Below are 24,878 nucleotides of genomic sequence, written 5' to 3' on the forward strand. Positions count from 1 at the left end.
ACCATCGCTGCCACACCGCACTCGAAGGCCAGCCCCCGATCAGCCGCGTCAACAACCCTGCGGGTCAATACACCTAGGGCCTGTCCGGCGGATCATGCCGCAGACGCGGGGCCTGGCACGCCCGCCCCCAAGCTCTCGGCTTCGCTCGAGCAGGGAGGTACCCCCTCCGGCGTTGTCGTCGGTTGCCGACTCCCCCAAGTTCTCGGCTTCGCTCGAACAGGGGGGACCCCCATCGCGTCGACGCCCTCCTCCGCCTTGCAGCTGCACGCACCAGGCCCCGCTCACCGGCGATTATCAGGCGCCGTTGCTTCCCTGCGACCTGATCCGCCGGACAGGCCCTAGCCCTGGTCGGGGCGGGCCACGGTGATGATCTCGGGAGAGGCGGGGGTGAGCGGCCCCCGTCCCCAGTCGCCGTACTGCTTGTCGACGGCGAGTCCGGCCGCCGCGAGGAACGTGGCCAGTGCGTCCGGGCCCAGGAACCGCAGCGTGCTGCGACTGACCGCCGGCCGCTCCCACACAGGGTGCTCGAACGTCTCGGTGAACGTCACCCGCTCCCCGGCCACCGGTGCCTCGACCTCGTGCCACACGCGTACGACCTCTCCCTGGGCGTCGATCGCTTCGCGCGGGTGCTCGGGGGTCCACCGCTCCCAGGCGCGGGCGGCGGGATTGCGGGTCTCGAAGACGAACCGTCCGCCGTCGGCGAGCGCGGCGCGCACGGAGGCGAGAGCGGTGCGTAACTCGTCGTCCCCCGAGAGCACTTGAAAGGTGTGCCCGGTCATCACGACGAGATCGAACTCCCGCTCCCAGCGCACGCAGGCGAGATCCCCGAGCACCCATTCGCAGGCGGCTCGGCGTCGCGCCCGCACCAGCATGGCCGCGGCGGGATCGAGCCCGCACAGCCGGCCCCGGTGCCCGGCCTCCCGGGCCCGCCCGAGCAGCCGCCCCGTCCCGCATCCGACATCGAGGACGGACCGCGCGGACATCACCAGGTCCAGATAGAAGTCGTCACTCGGCGCCCACGGATTGAGGGCGTCGTACAGGGCGGCGAGTGAGACGTCACTGAACGAACGGTCAGCCATCGCAGCAGTCTGTCAGGCCGCGGGCACCCCATGCCCGGGGCCTCGTAAAATCGCTCGACAGCGAACGGGCGGCCGAGGATGCTTCACCCCGATGACACGAACCGACACGCCCCCCGCCTGGGACGAGCGTTCACAGCTGACCACCTTCCTCGACTACGTCCGCGACACCGCCCGCGCCAAGTGCGAGGGCGTCTCGGCGGAAGACGCACGCAAGGCCCCGCTGCCCGGCTCCCCGCTGATGACCCTCTGCGGACTGATCAGCCACCTCCACTGGGTCGAGTACTACTGGTTCCAGGTGGTGTTCCTCGGCGAGGAGGACGAAGGCCCCTGGACGGACGAGGACCCCGACCGCGAGATGCGGATCGCTGTCGATGTGCCGCTGCCGGATCTCCTGTCGGCCTATGAGCAACAGGCGGCCCGTTACCGGGAGTTGGTGACCAAGCACTCCCTGGACGACACGGCGAAGCGCCCCATCCGCGACGGCCGGCAGGTCGACCTCCGCTGGATCCTCCTCCATCTGATCGAGGAGACGGGCCGCCACAACGGCCACCTCGACATCCTGCGCGAACTGCTCGACGGCGAGACGGGAGTCTGAACCCATGGGCGAGGCAGGCGGGTTGAACCCCACCATCCGAACCATCACCTTCGACTGCACCGGCGATCCGTACGATCTCGGCCTCTTCTGGAGCGAGTTGCTGGGCCTCCCGCTGGACGACGACGACAAGCCGGGCGATCCGGAGGCGCTGCTGCGCGTCCCGTCCGGCGGGCCGAATCTTCTCTTCGTCCGCGTCCCCGAGGGCAAGACGGCCAAGAACCGCATCCACCTCGACCTCCAGCCGCACGGCCGCACCCGAGCGGCGGAGGTCGCTCGCGCGCTCGCCCTCGGCGCCCGCCAGATCGCGGACCACACCCTCCCCGACGGCCGCGGCTGGTTCCTCCTCGCGGACCCCGAGGGCAATGAATTCTGCGTGGAGCGCGGGGAGTTGGGTTAGCGGTGGCGGATCCACGGCTGGAAAAGGTGACGCCGGACAACGTCGAGGCGGCCATCGCCCTGAAGGTACGTCCGGACCAGGAGCGCTTCGTCTCCCCGGTGGTCAAGTCACTCGCCGAGGCCTATGCGAACCCCAGGACCGCCTGGCCCCGCCTGATCTTCGACGGCGAGGAACTGGTCGGCTTCGTGATGGCCTTCTTCGACGTCCGCTTCGACCCGGACAACCCCGACGACGTTCCTCGCTCCGGCCTCTGGCGTCTGAACATCGCCGACGGCCGACAGAGGCGCGGGTACGGCCGGTTCGCCGTCGAGGCCGTGAGCGAGGAGATCCGCAGCCGCGGGCACTCCCGCTCCACGGTGACCTGGGGCGAGGGGGAGGGTGGGCCCGAGGGGTTCTATCTGGGGCTCGGATTTCGCCGCACGGGCGAGACGAGCGGGGACCAGGTGGTGGGGGAGCTGGACCTGAACGGGACGGTCCACCCCTGAACGTTCACTCTCCCGGCCGGTTGCCCGCCCTGCCGTAGCGACGGAAGGCGGCGGTCTCGATCGTCCACGGGCCGAACGGCACGGTGTCGCCGAAGATGTAGGGATCCTTGTCCTGGTAGCGGCCCTTGCACGGGTCGGAGTGCACCTCGATCGTGCCGGTGCGGGGATCAACGATCATGTAGTGGGCGATACCCATGGCGGGATACTCGGTGAGTTTTTCGGCGTAGTCGTTGTTCGGGTTGGAAGGGGAGACCACCTCGACGATCGCCAAAACCTGCGTGGCGTCGACGGCGAGGCCCTCTTCGTCGAATGCGGCCTCGGGCATCACGAGGGCATCCGGGCGCCGCATGCGGCCAATGGCTGGGTGCTCGATCTCGGGGCCAGTGGCGCAGACGTACCCGGGATGAGTAGCGGGGAGCTGCGCGTTGAGTTGGCGGCTGATGCGGTGGACTGCTCCCTCATGGCGTTTCGAGGGGCTCATCATCGCGAGAAACGGTCCGGAAGGTCCGATCTCCACATTCCAGGATCCCTCAAGGTGCTCGGCGTACGCCGTCAGCTCCTCGGCGATAGCGCGCATCTTCGCGTAGTCCATGCATTGAGGGTAGCGAGACGGATGCCTCCATGCTGGGTGGCAAGGCGAAGGCCCGTGCGTCCCTGAGAGGTGCACGGGCCTTCGTTCCCCGGGAACCGGACGTTCGGGCTCGGGTCAATGGGCCGGTGAAAGTCGGGTTCCATGGGTCACGGACCGACGGAAAAGGGGTGTGTCAGGCCGTGATCTCGGGGTCCTTGGCGAGGCGGGGAGCCGGGACGGTCTCCTTGACCTCGGGGTAGTGGCAGGCGGTCAGGTGGCCGTCGCGACTGCCCTCGACGTGCACCAGCGGCGGAGCCTCGGACGCGCACTTGTCCGTCGCCTTCCAGCAGCGGGTGCGGAAGCGGCAGCCGGACGGCGGGTTGATGGGGGAGGGCACGTCACCGGTGAGGCGGATGCGCTCACGGGCCGGAGCGTCGTCCGCGGTGGCCTCGGGGACGGCGGAGAGCAGCGCGCGCGTGTAGGGGTGGCGCGGGTTCTCGTACAGGTCGGCGCGGTCGGCGATCTCGACGATCTTGCCGAGGTACATGACCGCGACGCGCTGCGAGAAGTGGCGGACGATGGCGAGGTCGTGGGCGATGAAGACGAACGCGATGCCCAGGTCCTTCTGGAGTTCCTGGAGCAGGTTCACCACCTGCGCCTGGATCGAGACGTCGAGGGCCGAGACCGGCTCGTCCGCCACGATCAGCTTCGGGTTCAGGGCCAGTGCGCGGGCCACGCCGATGCGCTGGCGCTGGCCGCCGGAGAACTCGTGCGGGAAGCGGTTGTAGTGCTCGGGGTTGAGGCCGACCGTCTCAAGCAGCTCGCGCACGCGCTTCTCGCGGCCGCCGGGCGGGTTGATGTTGTTGACCTCCATCGGACCCGAGATGATCTTGCCGACCGTGTGCCTCGGGTTGAGGGAGGCGTACGGGTCCTGGAAGATCATCTGGATCTCGGAGCGGACCGGCGCGAGCTGCTTGCGGTTCGCGTGCGTGATGTCCTGGCCGCGGTAGTTGATCGTGCCGGCCGTCGGCTCCAGAAGCCGGGTGATCAGACGGCCCGTCGTCGACTTGCCGCAGCCGGACTCACCGACCAGACCCAGGCTCTCGCCCTCGGCCACCTGGAAGTCCAGGCCGTCCACGGCCTGCACCGCACCCACCGTCCGGCGGATGGGGAAACCACCCTTGATCGGGAAGTGTTTGGTCAGACCGGTGACGTCCAGGAGGGGGTTCGTGTTGCTCATGATCGTGAAATCCCGTCACTCGTACGTCAGTTGGACCGGCTGCCGGCGAAGTCGGCGAAGAAGTCGCGGCGCTGGTCGGCGGTCAGGTGGCAGGCGGAGCCTCGTCCGTCCGTGATCTCGAGCAGCGGGCGCTCGGAGGAGCAGCGCCCGCCCTCGACCTTCTCGGTGAAGCCGCACCGGGGGTGGAAGCGGCAGCCGGACGGCGGGTTCAGCAGCGAGGGCGGCGAGCCAGGGATCGGCGTCAGGGGTACGTCGACCGGACCGGCCAGGCTCGGCATGGAAGCAAGCAGACCCCAGGTGTACGGGTGCTGCGGCGCGCGCAGCACCTCCTTCTTGGTCCCGCGCTCCACGCACCGGCCGCCGTACATCACCAGCACCTCGTCCGCGATGTCCGCGATGACACCGAGGTCGTGGGTGATGAAGATGATCGCCGTGCCGAACTCCTTCTGGAGGTCCTTCAGCAGGTCCATGATCTGGGCCTGCACGGTGACGTCCAGGGCGGTCGTCGGCTCGTCCGCGATCAAGAGCTCCGGGTCGCAGACCAGCGCCATCGCGATCATCGCGCGCTGGCGCATACCGCCGGAGAACTGGTGCGGGTAGTCGTCGACGCGTACGTCGGGCTGCGGGATGCCGACCCGGGTCAGCATCTCGATGGCGCGTGCCCGGGCCTCCTTCTTCGAGCAGCCCGTGTGCTTGCGGTACGTCTCACCGATCTGCTTGCCGATGGTGTGGTACGGCGACAGCGAGGTCAGTGCGTCCTGGAAGATCATCGACATCTTGTTGCCGCGGAGCCTCTCCAGGGTCTTCTCCGAAGCGCCGTTCAGCTCCTCGCCGTCGAGGGTGATGGAACCCTCGACGGTCGTGTTGTCCGGGTTGTGCAGCCCCAGGATGGTCAGGTTCGTGACGGACTTGCCGGAGCCCGACTCACCGACGATGCCCAGCGTCTTGCCGCGGGTGAGGTCGAAGGAGAGGCCGTCGACGGCCTTGACGGTGCCGTCCTCGGTGGAGAAGTGCACCTTCAGGTCCTTGACGGACAGGAAGGGCTGCTGGTCGGTGCTCGTCACGGGGACGCTCCTGAGGGGGTGATGCGGGGTAGCTGGTGGGGGCGGCGGATCAGGCGAGCCGGATACGCGGGTCGATCAGGGCGTAGGCGGCGTCCACGAGGATGTTGGCGATGACCACGAAGGATGCGGTGATGACCATGATGCCGAGCAGCATGGGCAGGTCGCTCGTGGTCACCGACTTCACGGCGAGCATGCCGACGCCCTGGAGGCTGAAGGTCTTCTCGGTGATCATCGCGCCGCCGAGCAGGACGCCGAGGTCGATGCCGAAGATGGTGACGATCGGTCCCATCGCGCCGCGCCAGGCGAAGCGGAAGAAGACGTTTCGGCGGGAGAGTCCCTTGGCGCGGGCGGTGCGGACGTAGTCCTCGCTGAGTTGCTCGACCAGTTGGGAGCGCGTCATACGGGTGTAGTTCGCGGTCCAGATCAGCGCCAGGACCAGCCACGGGAGCAGCAGTCCGGTGGCCCAGGAGGCCGGGTTGTCGGTGAAGTTCGTGTACGAGGGCTGGTCCAGGATCTGCCACTGGTACACGAAGAGGTACAGGGCCAGCGTGCCCACGAAGTAGATCTGCATCGACGAGGCGATCAGCGAGGCGCTGCTGGCGAGCTTGTCGAGCGTCTTGCCCTGCTTGACCGCGGCGATCATGCCCGCGCCGATACCGCCGATGAGGAACACCACGGACGAGCCGATGGCGAGCGAGACCGTCGTCGGGAACCGGTCCATGATGGTGGCGAGGACGGGCTCGCGGTTGACGAACGAGTAGCCCAGGCACGGCGCGTCGCACTGGCCGTAGGAACCGTAGTCCCGGCCCATGAAGATGCCCGTCAGCCAGTGCCAGTACTGCAGCGGCAGCGGGTCCGAGATCCCCATGTTGTGGCGGATCAGCTCGAGCGTCTCCGGGGTGCAGAGCTTGCCGCAGGTCAACCGGGCAGGATCGCGCGGCACCGCGTAGAAGAGCATGAACGTGACGGCGCTGATGATCAACAGCGTCACCACGGCGCCGAGGATGCGGCGGACGAGGAAGCGAAGCATGGGGAGTGGCTTTCCTGGGATGGGCCGTCGTGCGGAGCGAGTGCGGACCGGGTGTGACGAGAGGCCACGGAAGGCGGGGCCGAGGGTGGGGCGGCGCGGGCCGCCCCACCCGTCAGGTGTGGATCAGAACTACTTGACGTACAGCTTGTAGAGCATGCAGCCGTCGAAGTTCGGGTCCATCTTGACGTTGCCGAGCTTGGAGCCGTGGAGGTAGATGCGCCTCGTGTAGGTGTCGGGGATGAAGGCGCCGGTCTCGGTGACCTGCTTGTCCAGGGCGGCCCACATCTTGTTGGCCTTGGTCTGGTCGGTCTCCAGCGTCGCAGCCTTGATGGCGGCGTCGACGGCCGGGTCCTTGAGGTGCGAGTAGTTCTGCCCCTGGTCCACGACGTTCGCGCTGTCGAACAGCGGCTGGAACACCGAGTAGCCGGTCGGCCAGTCGGAGGACCAGCCACCCCAGTAGACGTCGAACGGGTTGTCCAGCTTGCCGATCTGGTCGTACCACGTGGTGGAGTCGACGGACTTGGTGACCACGTCGAAGCCGGCCGCCTTGAGGGCGTTCTCGATGACGACCGCGATCTTCGGCTGGACGTCGTCCTGCTGGTAGGCGTAGACGATCTTGGTCTTGGCCTTGCCGGCCTTGTCGAGGATCTTCTTCGCGGCGGCCGGGTCGCCCGCGGGGTTCTTCAGCTTGCCCCAGACGTCCTGCGACTCGTAGCCGGCCACGAGCGGGCTCATGATGCCGGTGGCGTAGTCGCCACGGTGGGTGCCGCCCAGAAGCTGACGGATCTGCGAGGTCGGCCACGCCTTGATCAGGGCCTCACGGACGGCCTTGTCCTTGACCCGGCTCGTGTTGATCCAGTAGACGCTGACACCGCTGCCGAGCTCCTCGAAGACGCGGTCCTTGGCCTCGGTCGTGGCCTTCTGGATGCGCTCCTGCGGGATCGTGCGCCAGCTGACGGCGTACTGGTCCTTGCCGGCGTCCGCGATCAGGCGGTCGATGGCGGTCAGCTGCTCGATGCCGAAGGTGAAGTCGAACTGGTCCGGGTAGGCGTTGCGGATCGGGTCGGTGTCCGCGTCCCAGTGCTCGTTGCGGACGAGCACCATCGACTTGTCGGTGACGTGCGACTTCACCTTGTAAGGACCGTTGGACAGCGGCTTCTTGTCGTAGTCCTCCTTGGTGTCCTTCTTCACCGTGGTCGGCGCGTACGAGTGCATCGCGACGACGTAGTTGAAGTCGGGGCGCGCCTCGGAGAGGTGGAACGTGATCGTCTTGCCGGTGGTCTCGATCGACTTCAGGTGCTTGCCCTTGTACGGGCCCGAGTACGACTTGCGGTAGTCCTGCGAGCCCGTCAGCCACGCCTGGACGTAGAAGGCGCCCTCGGTGACGAAGGTGGCGAAGGCGCGCTCGATGCCGTGGCGGACGTCGTCGACGGTGACGTCGGTGCCGTCCTCCCACTTGATGCCGTCCTTCAGGGTGAAGGACCAGGTCTTGCCGCCGTCGGACATCTTGCCCGTGTCGGTGGCGAGGTCGCCGACCAGGGTCATGGAGCCGTCGTCGCCGACCTTGTAGCCGGTCAGGGTGCGGGAGAGGACCACCGCGGCGAGCGAGTTCCAGGCGTAGTAGATGCGCTGCGGGTCGAGGTGCGAGAAGTCGTCGTCGTTCAGCAGGTAGGCGGTTCCGCCCTTCTTCGCGCCGGAGACCTCGGGGGCCGGGCCCTTGGAGTCGGCCTCGGTGCCGATCTTGACCACGGTCGTGTTGGCCTTGGCGGCGTCCTGCTTGCCGCCGGTGGAGCCGCCGGTGGAGTCACCGCTGCTGCACGCGGACAGCACCGTGGTCGATGCGGCCGCAACGCTGGTCGCGATCAGGAAGTTTCTGCGCGAAAAAGACATCGCATCCTGCCTTGGAGGTGAGTGTGATGAGAGAAGCCGGCACCCGGCGTCGTTGCCGTGGTCCTGAAGAGGGCCGGAACTAGCGCTTGGTCTTCGGGTCGAGCGCGTCGCGCAGCGAGTCCCCGAGGAGGTTGAAGGCCAGGACGAAGACCACCATCGTGATGCCCGGGAAGAGCAGATAGGTGATGTCGTCCTGGTAGACGTCGGCGGCGCGTCCGAGCATGACGCCCCAGTCCGGAGTCGTTTCCTTGACGCCGACGCCCAGGAAGGCGAGGCCCGCCTCCGTGGTGACCATCAAAGGCAGCAGGAGCGTTGCCTGGATCAGGATCGGGGTCCAGAGGTTGGGCAGCAGTTCCTTGAAGATGATGCGTACCGGAGACGCGCCCGTGACCTTGGCGGCCTCGACGAACTCCCGCTCGCGCAGGGCCAGTACCTGGCCGCGCAGCAGACGGGCGATGGAGGCCCAGCCGAAGAGGGTGAGGATGCCGATGAGGGAGACCACGGTGAGCCAGGGCGGCGTGTTCTCGTCGGCCGCCACGAACAGGGCGAGCACGACCGGGGTGAAGGCGACGAAGAACAGCTGGGAGGGGAAGGCGAGCAGGATGTCGATGACCCGGCCGATGAACCAGTCGGTCTTGCCGCCCACGTACCCCGCGGTGACGCCGAGGACGACGCCGATGATCATGACGAGCACGGTGACCGCCGCGGCGATCATCAGGGAGTTGCGGATCCCGTAGATCAGGAAGGTGAAGACGTCCCGGCCGAGTCCCGGCTCGAGGCCGAACCAGAAGTCGCTGCTGATGCCGCCGTTGGGGAGCACCGGGAAGCCGTTGTCACCGAGCAGGCCCGGGGTGTTGATGCCGTAGGTCGTCGTCGGGTCCTTGCCGTACAGCTTCGATATGAGCGGAGCGGAGATCGAGACGACGAAGAAGAAGATCACGACGCAGGCCGATATGACGCCCGTGCGGTCCCGTTTGAAGCGGAGCCAGGCGAGCTGTCCCGGGGACCGGCTCTCGTTGGCCTTGGCGGCGGGAGAGGGGGTCGATTTCTCGACACTCTCGTCGGTCACCTCAAGCGGGGCGGCCGCGGAAGGAGTAGGGGGGGTCATGATGCTCCAGGCCCGAGGGGTCAACGACTCCGCAGGGCGCTCCCTACGCAGCTACGCCGGACTTTTTCAACGCAATTCATTCAAGGTCAATAAAATCTCGACCCCCTTGGTCTTCTCTTTACCTTCTTTACCTTCCCTTGGCTTGACCGTAACTACGCGTGTAGCGCTCTGTGGCCGTTCTGTGTCCCGAATCGGGCTAACTGGTCTTATCGGGCAACGGGTTCGATATGCGGACGCGGGAGTCTCGGAATGCGTACATCCGGGGCACTCAATCCAACGGTTCCGCATCGAACGGTGAAGATCCATTGCGTCGAACGTCCGGAGCGTCCGCCTTCGGGGTGCCTGCTTCCGGATGACGGAGACGCCCGGAAGGGTGGGGCGAATGTGGGATACGCCCCTTGTGGCCGAATATTGGGCGCAATGGCCGCATTCCTGAGGAGGCACTCCATGCGCGGAGCCACGCACGTCCGATGGGCCGCATGCGCGGCGGCGGTAGCCCTCGCGGCGAGCGCCTGCGGGGGCGGCGGAGGTGGCGACAGCGGCGGCGACGGCTCCGGAGTCCTGAGTGCCTGGTGGGGAGACCCGCAGAACCCGGTGGAACCGGCCAACACCAATGAGGTGCAGGGCGGCAAGGTCCTCGACATGCTCTTCCGGGGCCTGAAGCAGTACAACCCCAAGACCGCCGCGGCCGAGGACATGCTGGCCGAGAAGATCGAAACCTCGGACTCGCAGAACTTCACGATCACCGTCAAGGACGGCTGGACCTTCAGCAACGGCGAGGCCGTCACGGCGCAGTCCTTCGTCGACGCGTGGAACTACGGCGCCAGTCTCAGGAACAAACAGAAGAACGCGTACTTCTTCGGATACATCGAGGGGTACGACAAGGTCCACCCCGACGCGGGGAGCCAGAGCGCCGACACCCTCTCCGGGCTCAAGGTGACCGGCACGAACACCTTCACCGTCAAGCTCAACCAGAAGTTCGCGACCTTCCCCGACACCCTCGGCTACGCGGCCTTCGCGCCGCTGCCCAAGGTGTTCTTCGACGACCACGATGCCTGGCTGAAGAAGCCGATCGGCAACGGTCCCTACACCGTCGACTCGTACGTCCGGGGCTCGCAGATGTCCCTGCGGAAGTGGGACGGCTACCCCGGCGAGGACAAGGCGCAGAACGGCGGAGTGGATCTGAAGGTCTACACCGACAACAACACCGCCTACACCGACCTGATGGCCGGCAACCTCGACCTCCTCGATGACGTACCCGCCTCTCAGCTCAAGAACGTACGGAGCGACCTCGGGGACCGGTACATCAATACACCCGCCGGCATCATCCAGACGCTCGCTTTCCCGTTCTATGACGAGAACTGGGGCAGAAGCGGAATGGAGAAGGTCCGCACGGGCCTGTCCAGGGCCGTCGACCGCGACCAGATCACGAACACGATCTTCCAGAAGACCCGCGTCCCGGCCACCGACTGGACCTCCCCGGTCCTCGGCGAGGCCGGCGGCTTCAAGGAAGGCCTGTGCGGGGACGCCTGTGAGTACGACCCGGCCGCGGCGAAGAAGCTGATCGAGGAGGGCGGCGGGCTTCCCGGCGGCCAGATCAAGATCACGTACAACGCGGACAGCTCGCACAAACAGTGGGTCGACGCCGTCTGCAACTCCATCAACAACGCCCTCGGCAACGACAAGGCCTGTGTGGGCAACCCCGTCGGGACCTTCGCCGACTTCCGCGAACAGCTCGCGCAGAAGAAGATGTCGAGCCCGTTCCGCGCAGGCTGGCAGATGGACTACCCGCTGATCCAGAACTTCCTCCAGCCGGTCTACTACACGAACGGCTCCTCCAACGACGGGAAGTGGTCCGACGAGGACTTCGACAGGCTCGTCGACGAGGCCAACGCCGAGACCGACACCACCAAGGCCATCGGGCTGTTCCAGCAGGCCGAGGAGGTCGTACGGGACAACATGGCCGCCATCCCGCTCTGGTACCAGAACGGCCAGGCGGGCTACTCGGAGCGGCTCTCGAACGTGGCGCTCAACCCGTTCAGCGTCCCCGTCTACAACGAGATCAAGGTCAGCTGAGTCCCCGTGGGACGGTATGTGATCCGGCGTCTGCTGCAGATGATCCCGGTCTTCATCGGCGCCACACTGCTGATCTTCCTGATGGTGAACGTGATGGGCGACCCCGTCGCGGGCCTGTGCGGCGAGCGGCAGTGCGACCCCGCCACGGCCGCCCAGCTGCGCAAGGAGTTCGGCCTCGACAAGCCGGTGTGGCAGCAATACCTGACCTACATGGGAAACGTCTTCACCGGCGACTTCGGCACCGCCTTCAACGGGCAGCCGGTCACCGAGCTGATGGCCACCGCCTTCCCGGTCACCATCCGGCTGACGATCGTCGCCATCCTCTTCGAGATCGTCATCGGCATCCTGCTGGGCGTCATCACCGGACTGCGCCGCGGCCGACCCGTCGACACCGGCGTCCTGCTGGGGACCCTCGTCGTCATCTCCGTGCCGACCTTCGTCACCGGTCTGGTGCTCCAACTGCTGCTGGGCGTCGAGTGGGGCTGGATCAAACCGTCCGTGTCCTCGGACGCCACGTTCGGCGAACTCATCGTGCCCGGCCTGGTCCTGGCCTCCGTGTCCCTCGCCTATGTGACCCGGCTGACCCGGACCTCCATCGCGGAGAACAAACGGGCCGACTACGTCCGTACGGCCATCGCCAAGGGCCTGCCCCGGCACCGGGTCATCACCAGACACCTGCTGCGCAACTCGCTGATCCCGGTCGTCACCTTCATCGGCACGGACATCGGCGCGCTCATGGGCGGCGCGATCGTCACCGAGCGGATCTTCAACATCCACGGCGTCGGCTACCAGCTCTACCAGGGGATTCTCCGACAGAGCACCCAGACCGTGGTCGGCTTCGTGACCGTCCTCGTCCTTGTCTTCCTGGTCGCCAACCTGCTCGTCGACCTCCTCTACGCCGTACTCGACCCGAGGATCCGCTATGCCTGAGCAGCCTCCGCACGAGCCAGGGGGCGCCATCGCCGCGACCGGCATGGGCGGTGCCATGGATCTCGCCACGAGCGAGGCGGCAACTCTGGAGAAGGTTCCGGGCGGACCGGAAGGCACGGGTCCGCAGGAGAAACCCAGAAGCCTGTGGTCCGACGCCTGGCGGGACCTGCGGCGCAACCCCGTCTTCATCATCTCCGGGCTCGTCATCCTCTTCCTGGTCGTCATCTCCCTGTGGCCCTCGCTGATCGCCACCCAGAACCCCCTCAAGTGCGACCTCGCCAAAGCCCAGGAAGGCTCACAGCCGGGACACCCCTTCGGATTCGACGGCCAGGGCTGCGACGTCTACACACGGGTGGTGTACGGGACCCGCGTCTCGATCAGCGTCGGTGTGTGCGCCACGCTCGGAGTCGCGATCCTCGGCTCTGTGCTCGGCGGGCTCGCCGGGTACTTCGGCGCGACGGGAGACGCGGTCCTGTCCCGGGTCACCGACATCTTCTTCGCGATCCCCGTCGTGCTCGGCGGTCTGGTCCTCCTCTCCGTGGTGACCAGTAATACGATCTGGCCGGTCATCGGGTTCATGGTGCTGCTCGGCTGGCCGCAGATCTCACGGATCGCGCGCGGCTCCGTCATCACCGCCAAGCAGAACGACTACGTCCAGGCCGCCCGCGCCCTCGGCGCCTCCCACTCCCGCCTGCTGCTGCGGCACATCGCGCCGAACGCCGTCGCGCCGGTCATCGTCGTCGCCACCATCGCGCTCGGCACGTACATCTCCCTCGAGGCGACCCTCTCGTACCTCGGCGTCGGCCTGAAGCCACCGACGGTCAGTTGGGGCATCGACATCTCCTCGGCGTCCGCATACATCCGCCAGGCCCCGCACATGCTGCTGTGGCCCGCCGGCGCCCTCGCGATCACCGTGCTCGCGTTCATCATGCTCGGCGACGCGGTGCGCGACGCCCTCGACCCGAAGCTGAGGTGACGGCCGTGCTGCTCGAAGTGCGGGATCTGCACGTGGAGTTCAGGACCAGGGACGGAGTCGCCAAGGCCGTCAACGGCGTCGAATACAGCGTGGACGAAGGCGAGACGCTCGCCGTCCTCGGCGAGTCCGGCTCCGGCAAGTCGGTGACCGCGCAGGCCGTGATGGGAATCCTCGACATGCCTCCCGGGAAGATCACCGGCGGCGAGATCCTCTTCCGGGGCAGGGACTTGCTGAAGCTCAAGGAGGAGGAGCGGCGCAAGGTGCGCGGCGCCGAGATGGCGATGATCTTTCAGGACGCGCTGTCGTCCCTGAACCCCGTGCTCAGCGTCGGCGACCAGCTCGGCGAGATGTTCACCGTCCACCGCGGGATGTCGCGGAAGGCCGCCCGGGCCAAGGCGATCGAGCTGATGGACCGGGTGCGGATCCCGGGCGCCGCCGACCGGGTGCGCGACTATCCGCACCAGTTCTCCGGCGGCATGCGCCAGCGCATCATGATCGCCATGGCGCTGGCCCTCGAACCCGCGCTGATCATCGCCGACGAACCGACCACCGCGCTCGACGTCACCGTCCAGGCCCAGGTCATGGACCTGCTGGCCGAGTTGCAGCGCGAACTCGCCATGGGCCTCATCCTCATCACCCACGACCTCGGCGTGGTCGCGGACGTCGCCGACCGGATCGCCGTCATGTACGCGGGCCGGATCGTCGAGTCCGCGCCGGTCCACGCCCTCTACAAAGCCCCGGCGCACCCCTATACGAAGGGGCTGCTGGAGTCGATCCCCCGGCTCGACCAGAAGGGCCAGGAGCTCTACGCGATCAAGGGACTGCCGCCGAACCTGATGCACATCCCGCCCGGCTGCGCCTTCAACCCGCGCTGCCCGATGGCCCAGGACGTGTGCCGGACCGACGTACCGCCGCTCTACGAGGTGGACGAAGACCGCAGGAGCGCCTGCCACTTCTGGCGGGAGTGCCTGCATGGCTGAGCCGATTCTCGAGGTCAGCGGCCTGGTCAAGCACTACCCCCTCACCCGGGGCATCCTCTTCAAGAAGCAGATCGGCGCGGTCAAAGCCGTCGACGGAGTCGACTTCCACCTCGACCGCGGCGAGACCCTCGGCATCGTCGGCGAGTCCGGCTGCGGCAAGTCGACGGTCGCGAAGATGCTGGTCCACCTGGAGAAGCCGACGGCCGGGGTGATCAAGTACAAGGGCGAGGACATCACCCGACTGTCCGGCAAGGCGCTCAAAACCGTACGCCGCAACATCCAGATGGTCTTCCAGGACCCCTACACCTCGCTCAACCCCCGCATGACCGTCGGCGACATCATCGGGGAGCCGTACGAGATCCACCCCGAGGTCGCGCCCAAGGGCGACCGGCGACGGCGGGTCCAAGAGCTGCTGGACGTGGTCGGGCTCAACCCCGAGTACATCAACCGCTATCCGCACCAGTTCTCCGGCGGCCAGCGCCAACGCATCGGCATCGCCCGTGGGTTGGCGCTGCGCCCCGAGATCATCGTCGCGGACGAGCCGGTCTCCGCGCTCGACGTGTCGGTCCAGGCGCAGGTGATCAACCTCCTCGACCGGCTCCAGGACGACTTCGAGCTGTCGTACATCTTCATCGCCCACGATCTGTCGATCGTCCGGCACATCTCGGACCGGGTCGGGGTGATGTACCTCGGGCGGATCGTCGAGATCGGCAAGGACGCGGAGATCTACGACCACCCCACGCACCCCTACACCCAGGCGCTGCTGTCCGCCGTCCCCGTCCCGGACCCCGAGGCCAGGGAACGCCGCGAGCGGATCATCCTCTCGGGCGACGTCCCGTCCCCGACGAACATCCCCTCCGGGTGCCGCTTCCGCACCCGCTGCTGGAAGGCGCAGGAGCGCTGCGCGCTGGAGGTGCCGCTGCTCGCGGTCCCGGCGGAGTTCCGGCATGCGAGGGGTCCCGCGGCCCACGACTCGGCCTGCCACTTCGCGGAGGAGAAGCAGGTGGTGCCCCCGGAGGAACCACCGGACGATCTTGCAGAGGGCGGGGAATAGGCGTACAAACATGCATCAATCGCGTTAACACGCAGGCAACTCAGGCGACCCGATCTCGATATACGGACGCGTCACTCTGAACAACGTACGGCCGTGCGGGTGCCGTAAACGGACCGGGGCGCGCCATGTCGCCCCGGTCCGTTGCCGTACCTAGGTCCTAGCCGGTCATCCCCAGCGAACGCTTCAGGAAGTCCACCTGGAGCAGCAGCAGGTTCTCGGCGACCTGTTCCTGCGGGGTCATGTGCGTCACGCCCGACAGGGGCAGTACCTCGTGCGGGCGGCCCGCGGAGAGCAGGGCCGAGGACAGGCGCAGGGCATGCGCGAAGACGACATTGTCGTCGGCCGTGCCGTGCACGATCATCAGCGGGCGGTGCGGCTCGGCGGGGGAGGACAGGCCCTCGTCGGTCACCAGCGAGCTCTTCGCGTACGCCTCCGGGGACGTGGCCGGGTCACCCAGGTACCGCTCCGTGTAGTGGGTGTCGTACAGCCGCCAGTCCGTGACCGGGGCGCCCGCGATGCCCGCGTGAAAGACGTCGGGGCGGCGCAGCACGGCCAGCCCGGCCAGCCAGCCGCCGTACGACCAGCCGCGGATCGCCACCCGCGACAGGTCCAGCGGGAAGCTCTCCGCGAGGCCGTGCAGCGCGTCGATCTGGTCGTCCAGGGAGCGGGTGAAGTCGTCGCGGACCGCCTTCTCCCAGGCGGGGGAGCGGCCGGGGGTGCCGCGGCCGTCGGCGACGATCACCGCGAAGCCCTGGTCCGCGAACCACTGCGAGGTGAGGTGGGCGTTGTGCGCGGCCAGCACGCGGGGGCCGTGCGGACCGCCGTAGGGGTCCATGAGAACCGGCAGGGGAGTGTCACCGCGGTAGTCCGTAGGCATAAGCACGGCGCATGGAATTTTCCGTGCGCCCCCCTCGGTGAGGGTCACGCGCGGGGACAAACCAGGATGTTCGGCGTACGAGGTGACAGTCGCCGCCCGCTTGCCCTCGCGCAGTACCTGCACCTGGGCGCCCGGCTGGTCCGGCACGGACGAGACCAGTACGGTCACACCCCCGGCGCGTACCGCCGAGTGCACGCCGGGCCTCTGGGAGATGCGCTCGATGCCGAGCTCGTTGACGCGGTAGACATGCACCTCGCCGGTCTCCGGGGCCGGTGCGGACTCGCCCGCCGAGGCCGAGATCAGTACGTCGTCGTCCGAGGCGTCCAGCACCGCCCGCACATGCAACTGCGGTCCGGTGAGCGGACGTTCGCCGAACGCGAGGACCCGTGCCCCGCCCTCGTCGGCGATCCGTACGAGCTGTCCGCCGGGGCTCCAGCACGGCACGCCAGCGAAAAGATCCAGCCATTGTGGATCTTCGTCCGCGTGCACCATCCGCGTCGCCCCGGTGTCCGGGTCGACGGCCAGGAAAAGCTGGCTGCGCTGGTCCCGGGCCTGCACCAGAATCAGCGGCGCCCCGGCCGCTGACCAGTGCGCATGCGCCAGATAGGGGTAGCGCGCCCGGTCCCAGGCGACCTCCGTGCGCACCCCGTCGAGGGTGATCACGAAGAGCCTTACGTCCGCATTGTCCGTTCCGGCCACCGGGTAGGCGACCTGTTGCGGAGCGCGTTCCGGTTGTGAGGGATCGGAAATCCACCAGCGGCGAACGGGTGCGTCGTCGACCCGCGCCACGAGGAGCCGGTCCCCCTCCGGAGACCACCAGAAGCCGCGCGAACGCCCCATCTCCTCGGCCGCGATGAACTCCGCCAATCCATAGGAAACCGTCGCCGGCTCCGCCGCGGGCTCCGGCGCGGCGAGCACCCGGTCGTCCTCGCCCTCGGCGCCGACGACGCGCAGAGCGCCCCCGCGGACGTATGCGACGAGCCGTCCGTCAGGCGACGGGCGAGGGTCGATCACCGGCCCCGGGACGCGGAGTTCACGTGCGGTGCCGGCCCGCAGCTCGGCCGTGAAAAGCCGCCCTGACAACGCGAAAGAGGCCAACTCGACCGCCGTGTCGGTCGCGTAGCCGACGATCCCGGCACCGCCCTCGCGACTGCGTTCGCGGCGCGCCCGCTCCGCCGCCGACAGCCGTTCCGTGGAACCCCCGAGCAGGGTCCCCGGATCGGCCGCGACGCGCTCCTTTCCCTCCGCGACATCGAGGACCCACAGCTGATTCGCCCGGTCCGTACCGGAGCGGGACCTCAGGAACACGACACGGGAACCGTCGGGAGAGACGGTGAACGCGCGGGGCGCGCCGAGGGTGAACCGCTGCGTGCGGGCGTAGCGGCGCGGGAAGGAGAGAGGCTCGGTCGTCATGCCCTGACCATATTGGCCATGCGCCCCCTTGTGCGGCCGTGCGCCGATCGATGCGCGCGCCCGGATAGTTATGATCGCTAGCGGTCTGTGGGTATGAACCCGCTGGCCGCTGTACGGAATTACCGACCCCCATGTCCGACCCCCCATGTCCCTGGGATCTTTGGAGGTGAGCCGCCGTGGCACTCTCGATTTCGGCGGTGGTGCTGCTGGCGATCATCGTCGTCATCCTGGTCAAGAAGTCCGGACTGAAGGCCGGGCACGCGATCGTGTGTGTCCTGTTCGGCTTCTATCTCGCCTCATCGACGATGGCGCCCACCATCAGCGACCTCACCACGAATGTCGCGGACATGATCGGCAGCTTCAAGTTCTGACGAGCGGACGAGGGGTTCGTCACCCGTACGGGCCAGGAGAGCGGCTCCTGGACCAACGAGTCCAGGGCCATCGCCCGCTCCCTGAGGGATGAGGCCAACGGGTCCCTCGTCGTCATCCGGATCGACGATTGGCAGATTTGGGCCAGTTCCGACGACCGTGAGCAGGCATTACCAGGGCTGCTGGTGGCCCGGATGTGCCAATCGCTCACGGCGAGGCCGCCGCTGGCATCGGAGCCTGCGACGTGGTGAGCCGTCAGCCTTCGGAGGCGTACGGCACGAAGGCCGCCCACGCGTCCGGTGTGAGCGTGAGCTGAGGGCCGGCGGTGTTCTTGGAGTCGCGGACGTACACCATGACGGGGGCGGTGGCGATCTCGACGCAGGAATCGCCTTCACTGCTGCTGCTGTAGCTGCTCTTGAACCAGTCCAGCTCGGGAACGTCCCCGGCCGGGATGTTGCGCGTCATGTTTCTCCCAGCAGTTGCTCGATGAAGGCCATCGACTCCCGTGGGGTGAGAGCCTGAGCCCGGATGATGCCATACCGCAGTTCCAGGATGCGGAGTTGCCTCGGCTCGCCGACCGGACGGCCGTTGGCCAGTCCGGGGGAACGTCCGACCGCCGAACCCTCCGCGAACTTCAGCACCTCGATCCCGCCGGCCACTCCAGCGTGCTCCTCGCGGTTCGTCGGCATCACTTGGATCTCGACGTTCCGCAACTGTCCGATCTCAAGCAGGTGTTCAAGCTGCTGGCGCAGCACCATTTTCCCCCCGAGCGGACGCCGAAGCACCCACTCTTCCTGGACGAAGCTGAGCTCAGGCGCAGGTTCCCGCTCGCTACGCGGCCACGACAACTATGTGGAGGACGCGGCCTGGTCCCCGGACGAGGCGAGGATCGCCACCGCTTCCGGCGACTGGACGGCCGCCGTATGGGACATCCTCACCGGACGGCGCATCGAGGTGCTGAGGGGGCACGAAGGACGGCTTCGCGCGGTGGCCTGGTCACCGGACGGAAGGCACATCGCCACGGGCGCCGACGACCGCACCGTACGGGTCTGGTCCGCCACCACCTTTGAGGAGATCGCCGTCGTCGGTGTGCACCAGGACAAGGTGACATCTGTTGCCTGGTCCCCGGACGGCGCACGGCTGCTCACGGGATCGGTCGACGGGACAGCGCGGGTATGGAGGGCGGAGCATGACCACGACCGGTTGGAGGCGACCGCCCGCGGAAGGGTCTTCCGTACCCTCACTCACGAGGAACGGCGGCAGCATCTGCTGCCGCTCGACCCCGTGTGACCGTGTGATCAGTAGGCCGGTTCGACCGTGAGCTCTTCGGTGCGAATCAGGTAGTCGTCCGGGTTCAGGCTCATGGCCTCGCGTTCGGGCGACGACCAGTACAGCGCGTTGCGCTCGGCGAAGGTCTCCGGGCCGTCGTACGAGATCAGCCAGACGAACTGGTTGCTCTCGCGGTCCACCCAGGCTCCTCCGATCGCGAACCCCAACTCCAGCCGCAGCGGCACGATTTCGCCCCTCCACCGCTCCACCCACTCGTCGAGCAGGCCGTCCCGGACGGTGTACGTACGCAGTTGTGTGGTCTTCGGCATGGCAGACATCCTCTCCGAGCGACGCAGCCCGTGTACCACCGGGACCCGCGCTTCCGGCCACCTCCCGAGGCCAGCTCGGCTGTCGTCCCGGCTCGATACTCTGGCGGGGCATCCCCAGGAGGACACGATGAGCACCCAGTCTGATCACGGACGCGAGCTGATCCCCCGTCCCGAGCACACCGTTCCTAATCACTGATGAATAGTGAGTCCTGCGTCCAGGTCTGCTCGTCAGTGGCCCGTTCCGAACGGTGTTGGGCGGGCTGGGTCCGGGCCGGTCTGCGTCGGGTACGCGCATCGGGTGCGCGCTCCTTGGAGGCGGTCCTCGCCGTGGGGATGCGGCCGGGGTGCTGGTGTGTACGCGCGGGCGGGCGATGGTCTTCCGTACCGGCCCCGGCGCGTGTCGTCGCACGTGTCGTCCCGGCCGCCTTCCGGCGTCCGGGCGAGGCTGTTTCCGTCTGCTTGCGGGATACGGTCTTCTCTGCCCTGCGCCGCGCGCCCAAGCCCTGGCCGCGCCTGCCGATCACGATGGCCGCAGCCTGGTGACCGGAAGTCTCGTGTGTGGTGCTGGAGGTGGGCTTCAGCCAGTACTGCTTGCCCCAGCGACTGGTGTAGGCCGGGTCGATGACGATCACCGCGAGCCCGGCTCGGTGTGCCATCGCCACCAGCCGGGCGGCGAACTTCGCCACCGGCATCCCCGCCACCTTGCCCCGAAACGCCTTGCCGCCCCGGCCGCTCCAGCCGTAGGTCTCCCGGCCGGTGCCGAAGCCGAGGTCCTCGATGACCAGGGCGGTGGCCCCGGACTCCTTCGCGGCCCGGATCAGCGTCGTGCAGGCGTGCCGGACCTGGGCGTCGCGCCGGGAGGTTGCTCCGCGGTAGTCGACGTCGATACGGTGCGGACGGCCCACCGGGTTGCCGTGAACATCCAGACGCCAGGCGGCGAGGTGATCGGTGTTGTGGTCGATGCCGAGTACTCCGCCCGCCAGCGCCGCCGCCCACAGCGCGTCGTCTTTCACGCCGTCGGGCAGGGCGGGGCGGGCGGGGGTGAAGGCGGCGGTCAGGTAGCAGCGGCCGCTGCCGAAGGAGATCGTGTAGCCGACGGCCCGGTTCGCGCGCACTTGGGCCCGCCACTCCGTGCCGCGGTAGGCGAAGGCGCAGGCAGCGTCCAGGGTGTAGCGGCCGTGCCGGTCGCACAGTGGCGAGTAGCGCTCGGCGAGCTCGGGCGGCAGTTTGACGGTGAGGGTGCCTTCAGGGCTGATGGTGATCGTCTCGTTGCCGTGCCGCTTGCCCGCTTCTCCGTCGGCCTCAATCCGGCAGCGCGCCTCCCGCCACCGCTGCCGCCACTGGGCCTCACTCAGCCCGGCCGGCTCCAGATGGAGGCGGGTGTGCAGCAGCTGGCGCCCGCCGCGCACCACCCGCACCCGGCCCTCCTCCCGTGCCACCCGCACCTTCGCTGCCCGGGCGGTCAGTGCGGCCAGGCGGCGCTGCTTTCCCGCCCGCACCGCCTGCGTGGGGTACCCCTCCACCCCGGTCTTCGCGTCACGCTCCGCGACCGGCACCGTCAGGCGCGCGGTGAGCGTATCGATCGCCGCGTCGAGGCTGTCCAGGTGCGCCTTCTGCGCGCGGCGGGCCAGCGCCCACTGATCGTTGCTGCCCCGTGTGAGGGTCCCCGCCCACCGCGACGACGACAGTGCGCTCAACTCCCGCTTGCGCCGTGCGAAATCCTCCGCAGTGTGGTCCGTGCCCAGGAAGCAGCGCTCGGCCAGATCCCGCCCCGCCAACTCCCCCAGGAACCCCGCGAGTTCTTCCAGAACCTCCCGGTCGATGTCCGACAGGTGCAGCCGGGTCCGCACCGCCATCGCCCCCGACGACTCCGCGAGACGCCGCGGAGCCAGCACCCGCAACCCCGACGTCGAACGCGCCGCCTCTGCCACCCCCCCTCACCTCCCTGCCGTCGAGTCCGTCGAGTCCGTCGAGTCCGTCGAGTCCGTCGAGTCCGTCGAGTCCGTCGAGTCCGTCGAGTCCGTCGAGTAAGGAAACGAGACAGTCCGATAAAAGGTCACGTGTGCGGGTCGGGAACTTCAGTTCCCTTCAGCAGACTCCGCCCGGGCCGCCGCCAGCGCGGCCCGGGCCCGGTTCCGCGCCGACCTACGCCCGTACAGCCGAGCACAGAACGAGGTCAGCACCTCGGTCATGTCCCGCACCAGATCGTCGTCCAGCTCACGCTCCTCCAGCACCACCAAGGAACGCCCCGACGCCGACAGCGCCGCCTCACCAACACCGAACGACTGTTGATCCGCCGCGCCTCCACCGGCAACCGCCCCTCACGGAACCACTTGTACGCCGTTTGCGGATGCACCCCCTACAACCGCGCCCACTCCGTCAAGTTCACCAGGCCACGATAAAACTAATACTCACTATTCCGAATTAAAACCAAGTATTCACCGAGCAGTTGGCAGCCCCTGACGCCCTGCGCGCGGCCCTCGCCGTCGTCGACCCGGGCCGTCTGGAGGAGATGCAGGCCAAGAAGGACGAGGCATTCGCCAAGGCGGTCGAGTGGCAGTCACTCAGCCCTGTCCAGAGCTGGGTCCTGACCTGGGCCAGGGACCTCGGAATCGCGCGCCGCCCCGATCTGTCCACCCGTTACTCCCGCGCGATGAGCCATCTGGAACACGAAGATCCGGCCACCGCTCAGGAAGCCGTGCGAGAACTGAGCTCCGTCCTGGACGAGGCCATGAAGGCAGTCCGCGCGTGAGCTGGAAGTGGGAGTACGCCTTTGGCGCGGAGGAAGCCGCTCGTACCGCTCCGGCCGACTTCCTTGTGAAGGTCGGCAGGACTTGGAGGGACGAGGTCACCGACTGTCCGGAGGAGTGCGATCCGGAAACGGACGGGCCGGAATCGGCCACCTTCATCCGAGGCTTACTCTCCGGCTTGACTGACCCCCGTCCGGCTTGGGAATCGTGATCATAGCGATAGCGACGAAGAGTTAATACGGGGGTTCCCGCATGGCCATGCCCAGACCGCAGACGCGCCAGTGCGAGGCGTTCATGACGAATCTGACGTACGCCCGGCGCAGGGTCGAAGCGGGCCGGATGCTCACCCCGTTCCGGTCGCCCACGATCGACATCGACGACTTCTACCGGGCGGCCTGGGTGCAGGCGGTCGGGGCGATCGATCACTGGCTGCACGAGGAGGTGTTGCGCCGTGTCGCGGAGCTGGCGGGCAAGGACAGCCCCGACATGCCGTAACAGCTGCGTACCTACGAACTGCCGCTGTACCGGGTCGAGGCGGTGCGCCGTGGTGACGTGACGCTGGCTGAGGCCGTCGTCGAAAACCTGCGCGACAAGCTCGCGGGCCAGGCGCTTCAGCACCCCGGAAAGATCTCCGAGGTACTCAAGCTCGTGACGGAGAAGAAAGTCTGGTACGAGGCGGCGGGACGGATCAACGACTGGTTCCAGGGCCGCACCACACCGAACGAGAAGAAGCTTCGCAGTCGCTATCTGGAGATCACTCAGCGGCGCAACAAGATCGCCCACGACGCCGACCTGATCGACGGCGATCTCAAACAGCGCCGTCCGATCGACGAGGCCGAGGTCACCGACGCCATCGACTGGATCGAGCGGATCGCGCTCGCCATCGCCCACGTACTCGACGACGAGGGGTGAGAGGCGGCCAGGGAGGCGGTGGAGGCGGGCCGGGCGCCTCGTAGGGTGGGTTCCATGACGGAACTGCCCGACCGGCGTCTGCTCCTGGTGCACGCGCACCCGGACGACGAGTCGATCAACAATGGCACGACCATGGCCAGGTATGCGGCCGAGGGCGCCCATGTGACGCTGGTGACCTGCACCCTCGGCGAGGAGGGCGAGGTCATCCCGCCCGAGCTCGCCCACCTCGCGCCCGACCGCGACGGCGGGCTCGGCCCGCACCGGATCGGGGAGCTGGCCGCCGCCATGAAGGAGCTCGGGGTCACCGACCACCGGTTCCTCGGCGGCCCCGGGCGCTTCCACGACTCCGGGATGATGGGCCTCGAGCAGAACCACCGTGCGGGCGCCTTCTGGTCCGCCGACGTCGACGCCGCCGCCGCGCACCTCGTCGAGGTGATCCGCGAGGTACGCCCCCAGGTGCTCGTCACCTACGACCCCGACGGGGGCTACGGACACCCGGACCACATCCAGGCCCACCGCGTCGCGACGCGCGCCGCCGAGCTGGCCGCGGTGGCCGCCTTCCGTCCGGACCTCGGCGAACCCTGGGAGATCGCCAAGGTCTACTGGAACCGCGTACCGCGCCCGGTCGCCGAGGAGGGCTTCCGGCGGCTGCGCGAGGCGCTTCCCGGGCTGCCGTTCGGCGCGTCCGCCGCCGTGGACGACGTACCGGGTGTGGTCGACGAGGCGGTGATCACCACCGAGATCGACGGGACCGCGTACGCCGCCGCCAAGGCCGCCGCCATGCGCGCGCACGCCACGCAGATCGAGGTCGCCGAGCCGTGGTTCGCGCTCTCGAACGAACGGGCGCAGCCGTTGTTCAGCACGGAGTACTACCAGTTGGTGCGCCCGGATCGGGCCGGTATCGGTATCGGTACTGGAGCCGGTGCCGGTGCCGGTGCCGGTGCCGGTCGGGAGACGGACCTGTTCGCGGGGATCGGTGCGACCGGTGCGACCGGTCCGGTTGCTCGGCGAGAGGTGGAGGAGCGATGAGTACGACGGGACCGCGCGGGAGCGCGCTCGCCCAGCCGCTGACGCGCCCGTCGGGCGGGCGGATCGCCGCCCACCTGGGGCTTTTTGTGCTCGGCGCGGTGGTCGGGGTCGCCGGGGCGCTGGTGCAATCCGGCTGGTTCCCGGGTGGGTTGCTGCTCGCCCTGGTCGGCGCGGCCGGACTCTTCCTGGGCGGCTCGCGGGCGACCGGCTCGCGGGCCGGCGCAGTGGCGCCCGCGGCGGGCTGGATGGTCGCCGTCGTCCTGCTCACCTCGACCCGCCCGGAAGGGGACTTCCTCTTCGGCGCGGGCCTGGGCTCGTACCTTTTCCTGCTCGGCGGGATGGCCGTGGCTGTGATGTGCGCCACCCTTGGCCGGGGGCGGCAACCAGGCGGGTCCGCGGTCCGACTTGGGAAGTGACGTACCACTTCGCCGTATCGGACACGTGCAAGTCCGGTG

At 68.1% G+C, this 24,878-nt stretch carries 27 protein-coding genes and 2 pseudogenes; 16 read left to right on the forward strand and 13 right to left on the reverse strand.

Annotation, left to right across the window (positions count from 1 at the left end):
• Nucleotides 1–338: 338 nt before the first annotated feature.
• Nucleotides 339–1,079 (reverse strand): class I SAM-dependent methyltransferase, encoded by a 741-nt coding sequence (locus ACX28W_RS37275; RefSeq protein ID WP_459004485.1) that lies wholly within the window; start codon nt 1,077–1,079, stop codon nt 339–341.
• A gap of 91 nt (nt 1,080–1,170) precedes the next feature.
• Here ACX28W_RS37275 and ACX28W_RS37280 point away from each other — a divergent pair, with 91 nt between their 5' ends.
• The 3 genes from ACX28W_RS37280 to ACX28W_RS37290 are packed head-to-tail and all read left to right on the forward strand — an operon-like array spanning nt 1,171 to nt 2,556.
• Nucleotides 1,171–1,674, forward strand: a complete 504-nt coding sequence (locus ACX28W_RS37280; RefSeq protein WP_459004487.1) for a DinB family protein — start codon at nt 1,171–1,173, stop codon at nt 1,672–1,674.
• A gap of 4 nt (nt 1,675–1,678) precedes the next feature.
• The gene (locus ACX28W_RS37285) at nt 1,679–2,071 is read left to right on the forward strand and encodes a VOC family protein (protein ID WP_459004489.1); all 393 of its coding nucleotides are present in this window, start codon (nt 1,679–1,681) and stop codon (nt 2,069–2,071) included.
• Between the two features lie 2 nt (nt 2,072–2,073).
• Nucleotides 2,074–2,556: a GNAT family N-acetyltransferase gene (locus tag ACX28W_RS37290; protein ID WP_459004490.1), complete on the forward strand. Its 483-nt coding sequence runs from the start codon at nt 2,074–2,076 to the stop codon at nt 2,554–2,556.
• Nucleotides 2,557–2,560: 4 nt separating this feature from the next.
• Here ACX28W_RS37290 and ACX28W_RS37295 read toward each other — a convergent pair whose 3' ends face one another.
• The 6 genes from ACX28W_RS37295 to ACX28W_RS37320 all read right to left on the reverse strand — a co-directional run bounded on the left by ACX28W_RS37295 (nt 2,561) and on the right by ACX28W_RS37320 (nt 9,459).
• Nucleotides 2,561–3,148 (reverse strand): Uma2 family endonuclease, encoded by a 588-nt coding sequence (locus tag ACX28W_RS37295; protein WP_459004491.1) that lies wholly within the window; start codon nt 3,146–3,148, stop codon nt 2,561–2,563.
• 172 nt (nt 3,149–3,320) lie between these two features.
• Nucleotides 3,321–4,367: an ABC transporter ATP-binding protein gene (locus tag ACX28W_RS37300; protein ID WP_459004492.1), complete on the reverse strand. Its 1,047-nt coding sequence runs from the start codon at nt 4,365–4,367 to the stop codon at nt 3,321–3,323.
• A gap of 26 nt (nt 4,368–4,393) precedes the next feature.
• Nucleotides 4,394–5,431 (reverse strand): ABC transporter ATP-binding protein, encoded by a 1,038-nt coding sequence (locus ACX28W_RS37305; RefSeq protein ID WP_459004493.1) that lies wholly within the window; start codon nt 5,429–5,431, stop codon nt 4,394–4,396.
• Between the two features lie 49 nt (nt 5,432–5,480).
• Nucleotides 5,481–6,461 (reverse strand): ABC transporter permease, encoded by a 981-nt coding sequence (locus ACX28W_RS37310; RefSeq protein WP_459004494.1) that lies wholly within the window; start codon nt 6,459–6,461, stop codon nt 5,481–5,483.
• Nucleotides 6,462–6,590: 129 nt separating this feature from the next.
• A complete protein-coding gene (locus ACX28W_RS37315) occupies nt 6,591–8,351 on the reverse strand; it encodes an ABC transporter substrate-binding protein (protein ID WP_459004495.1) in 1,761 nt (586 codons plus the stop codon).
• Between the two features lie 79 nt (nt 8,352–8,430).
• The gene (locus ACX28W_RS37320) at nt 8,431–9,459 is read right to left on the reverse strand and encodes an ABC transporter permease (protein ID WP_459004496.1); all 1,029 of its coding nucleotides are present in this window, start codon (nt 9,457–9,459) and stop codon (nt 8,431–8,433) included.
• A gap of 447 nt (nt 9,460–9,906) precedes the next feature.
• Between ACX28W_RS37320 and ACX28W_RS37325 the strand changes: the two genes are divergently transcribed.
• Genes ACX28W_RS37325 through ACX28W_RS37345 form a run of 5 tightly spaced genes read left to right on the forward strand, consistent with a single transcriptional unit; the run spans nt 9,907 to nt 15,475 of the window.
• Nucleotides 9,907–11,535 (forward strand): peptide ABC transporter substrate-binding protein, encoded by a 1,629-nt coding sequence (locus ACX28W_RS37325; RefSeq protein WP_459004497.1) that lies wholly within the window; start codon nt 9,907–9,909, stop codon nt 11,533–11,535.
• A gap of 6 nt (nt 11,536–11,541) precedes the next feature.
• Nucleotides 11,542–12,465, forward strand: coding sequence for an ABC transporter permease (locus ACX28W_RS37330; RefSeq protein WP_459004499.1), 924 nt, complete (start codon nt 11,542–11,544; stop codon nt 12,463–12,465).
• A complete protein-coding gene (locus tag ACX28W_RS37335; RefSeq protein WP_459004500.1) occupies nt 12,458–13,441 on the forward strand; it encodes an ABC transporter permease in 984 nt (327 codons plus the stop codon). The genes ACX28W_RS37330 and ACX28W_RS37335 overlap by 8 nt, the downstream gene beginning before the upstream one ends.
• A 5-nt stretch (nt 13,442–13,446) precedes the next feature.
• Nucleotides 13,447–14,421, forward strand: coding sequence for an ABC transporter ATP-binding protein (locus tag ACX28W_RS37340; RefSeq protein WP_459004502.1), 975 nt, complete (start codon nt 13,447–13,449; stop codon nt 14,419–14,421).
• Complete coding sequence (locus ACX28W_RS37345) at nt 14,414–15,475, forward strand: ABC transporter ATP-binding protein (RefSeq protein ID WP_459004504.1); 1,062 nt, start codon at nt 14,414–14,416, stop codon at nt 15,473–15,475. The genes ACX28W_RS37340 and ACX28W_RS37345 overlap by 8 nt, the downstream gene beginning before the upstream one ends.
• Nucleotides 15,476–15,632: 157 nt before the next feature.
• Here ACX28W_RS37345 and ACX28W_RS37350 read toward each other — a convergent pair whose 3' ends face one another.
• Nucleotides 15,633–17,765 carry a S9 family peptidase gene (locus ACX28W_RS37350; RefSeq protein WP_459004506.1) on the reverse strand — a complete coding sequence of 711 codons (2,133 nt, stop codon included), beginning with the start codon at nt 17,763–17,765 and terminating at the stop codon, nt 15,633–15,635.
• Between the two features lie 176 nt (nt 17,766–17,941).
• On the opposite strand from ACX28W_RS37350, the gene ACX28W_RS37355 reads away from it, so the two are divergent.
• Nucleotides 17,942–18,136, forward strand: coding sequence for a hypothetical protein (locus tag ACX28W_RS37355; protein WP_362070226.1), 195 nt, complete (start codon nt 17,942–17,944; stop codon nt 18,134–18,136).
• 253 nt (nt 18,137–18,389) lie between these two features.
• On the opposite strand, the gene ACX28W_RS37360 is transcribed toward ACX28W_RS37355, so the two are convergent.
• A complete protein-coding gene (locus tag ACX28W_RS37360) occupies nt 18,390–18,599 on the reverse strand; it encodes a DUF397 domain-containing protein (protein WP_459004507.1) in 210 nt (69 codons plus the stop codon).
• Nucleotides 18,596–18,964, reverse strand: a pseudogene (locus ACX28W_RS37365) (DUF5753 domain-containing protein); the annotation flags it as partial. The pseudogene ACX28W_RS37365 and the gene ACX28W_RS37360, both read right to left, overlap by 4 nt.
• A gap of 22 nt (nt 18,965–18,986) precedes the next feature.
• Between ACX28W_RS37365 and ACX28W_RS37370 the strand changes: the two are divergent.
• Complete coding sequence (locus ACX28W_RS37370) at nt 18,987–19,424, forward strand: WD40 repeat domain-containing protein (protein WP_459004509.1); 438 nt, start codon at nt 18,987–18,989, stop codon at nt 19,422–19,424.
• An 8-nt stretch (nt 19,425–19,432) separates the two neighbouring features.
• Here ACX28W_RS37370 and ACX28W_RS37375 read toward each other — a convergent pair whose 3' ends face one another.
• On the reverse strand, nt 19,433–19,732 hold the full coding sequence (locus tag ACX28W_RS37375; RefSeq protein ID WP_459004511.1) for an NIPSNAP family protein: 300 nt from the start codon (nt 19,730–19,732) through the stop codon (nt 19,433–19,435).
• A gap of 185 nt (nt 19,733–19,917) precedes the next feature.
• Nucleotides 19,918–21,588: an IS200/IS605 family accessory protein TnpB-related protein gene (locus ACX28W_RS37380; protein ID WP_459004513.1), complete on the reverse strand. Its 1,671-nt coding sequence runs from the start codon at nt 21,586–21,588 to the stop codon at nt 19,918–19,920.
• Between ACX28W_RS37380 and ACX28W_RS37385 the strand changes: the two genes are divergently transcribed.
• Complete coding sequence (locus ACX28W_RS37385; protein WP_459004515.1) at nt 21,554–21,763, forward strand: hypothetical protein; 210 nt, start codon at nt 21,554–21,556, stop codon at nt 21,761–21,763. The genes ACX28W_RS37380 and ACX28W_RS37385 overlap by 35 nt on opposite strands.
• Nucleotides 21,764–21,810: 47 nt before the next feature.
• Here the strand turns inward: ACX28W_RS37385 and ACX28W_RS37390 are convergent.
• Nucleotides 21,811–22,011: pseudogene (locus ACX28W_RS37390) on the reverse strand (IS607 family transposase); the annotation flags it as partial.
• Between the two features lie 170 nt (nt 22,012–22,181).
• Between ACX28W_RS37390 and ACX28W_RS37395 the strand changes: the two are divergent.
• The 5 genes from ACX28W_RS37395 to ACX28W_RS37415 all read left to right on the forward strand — a co-directional run bounded on the left by ACX28W_RS37395 (nt 22,182) and on the right by ACX28W_RS37415 (nt 24,839).
• Entirely contained in the window at nt 22,182–22,484 is a 303-nt protein-coding gene (locus ACX28W_RS37395; RefSeq protein ID WP_459004517.1) for a hypothetical protein, read from the forward strand.
• A 250-nt stretch (nt 22,485–22,734) separates the two neighbouring features.
• Complete coding sequence (locus ACX28W_RS37400; protein ID WP_459004519.1) at nt 22,735–22,977, forward strand: hypothetical protein; 243 nt, start codon at nt 22,735–22,737, stop codon at nt 22,975–22,977.
• Nucleotides 22,978–23,034: 57 nt separating this feature from the next.
• Complete coding sequence (locus ACX28W_RS37405) at nt 23,035–23,394, forward strand: hypothetical protein (protein WP_459004521.1); 360 nt, start codon at nt 23,035–23,037, stop codon at nt 23,392–23,394.
• Between the two features lie 54 nt (nt 23,395–23,448).
• Nucleotides 23,449–24,423, forward strand: a complete 975-nt coding sequence (mshB, locus tag ACX28W_RS37410; RefSeq protein ID WP_459004522.1) for an N-acetyl-1-D-myo-inositol-2-amino-2-deoxy-alpha-D-glucopyranoside deacetylase — start codon at nt 23,449–23,451, stop codon at nt 24,421–24,423.
• On the forward strand, nt 24,420–24,839 hold the full coding sequence (locus tag ACX28W_RS37415) for a DUF6113 family protein (RefSeq protein WP_459004524.1): 420 nt from the start codon (nt 24,420–24,422) through the stop codon (nt 24,837–24,839). The genes mshB and ACX28W_RS37415 overlap by 4 nt, the downstream gene beginning before the upstream one ends.
• The last annotated feature ends 39 nt before the right edge of the window (nt 24,840–24,878 follow it).

This window comes from Streptomyces sp. SD15 (assembly GCF_054462255.1).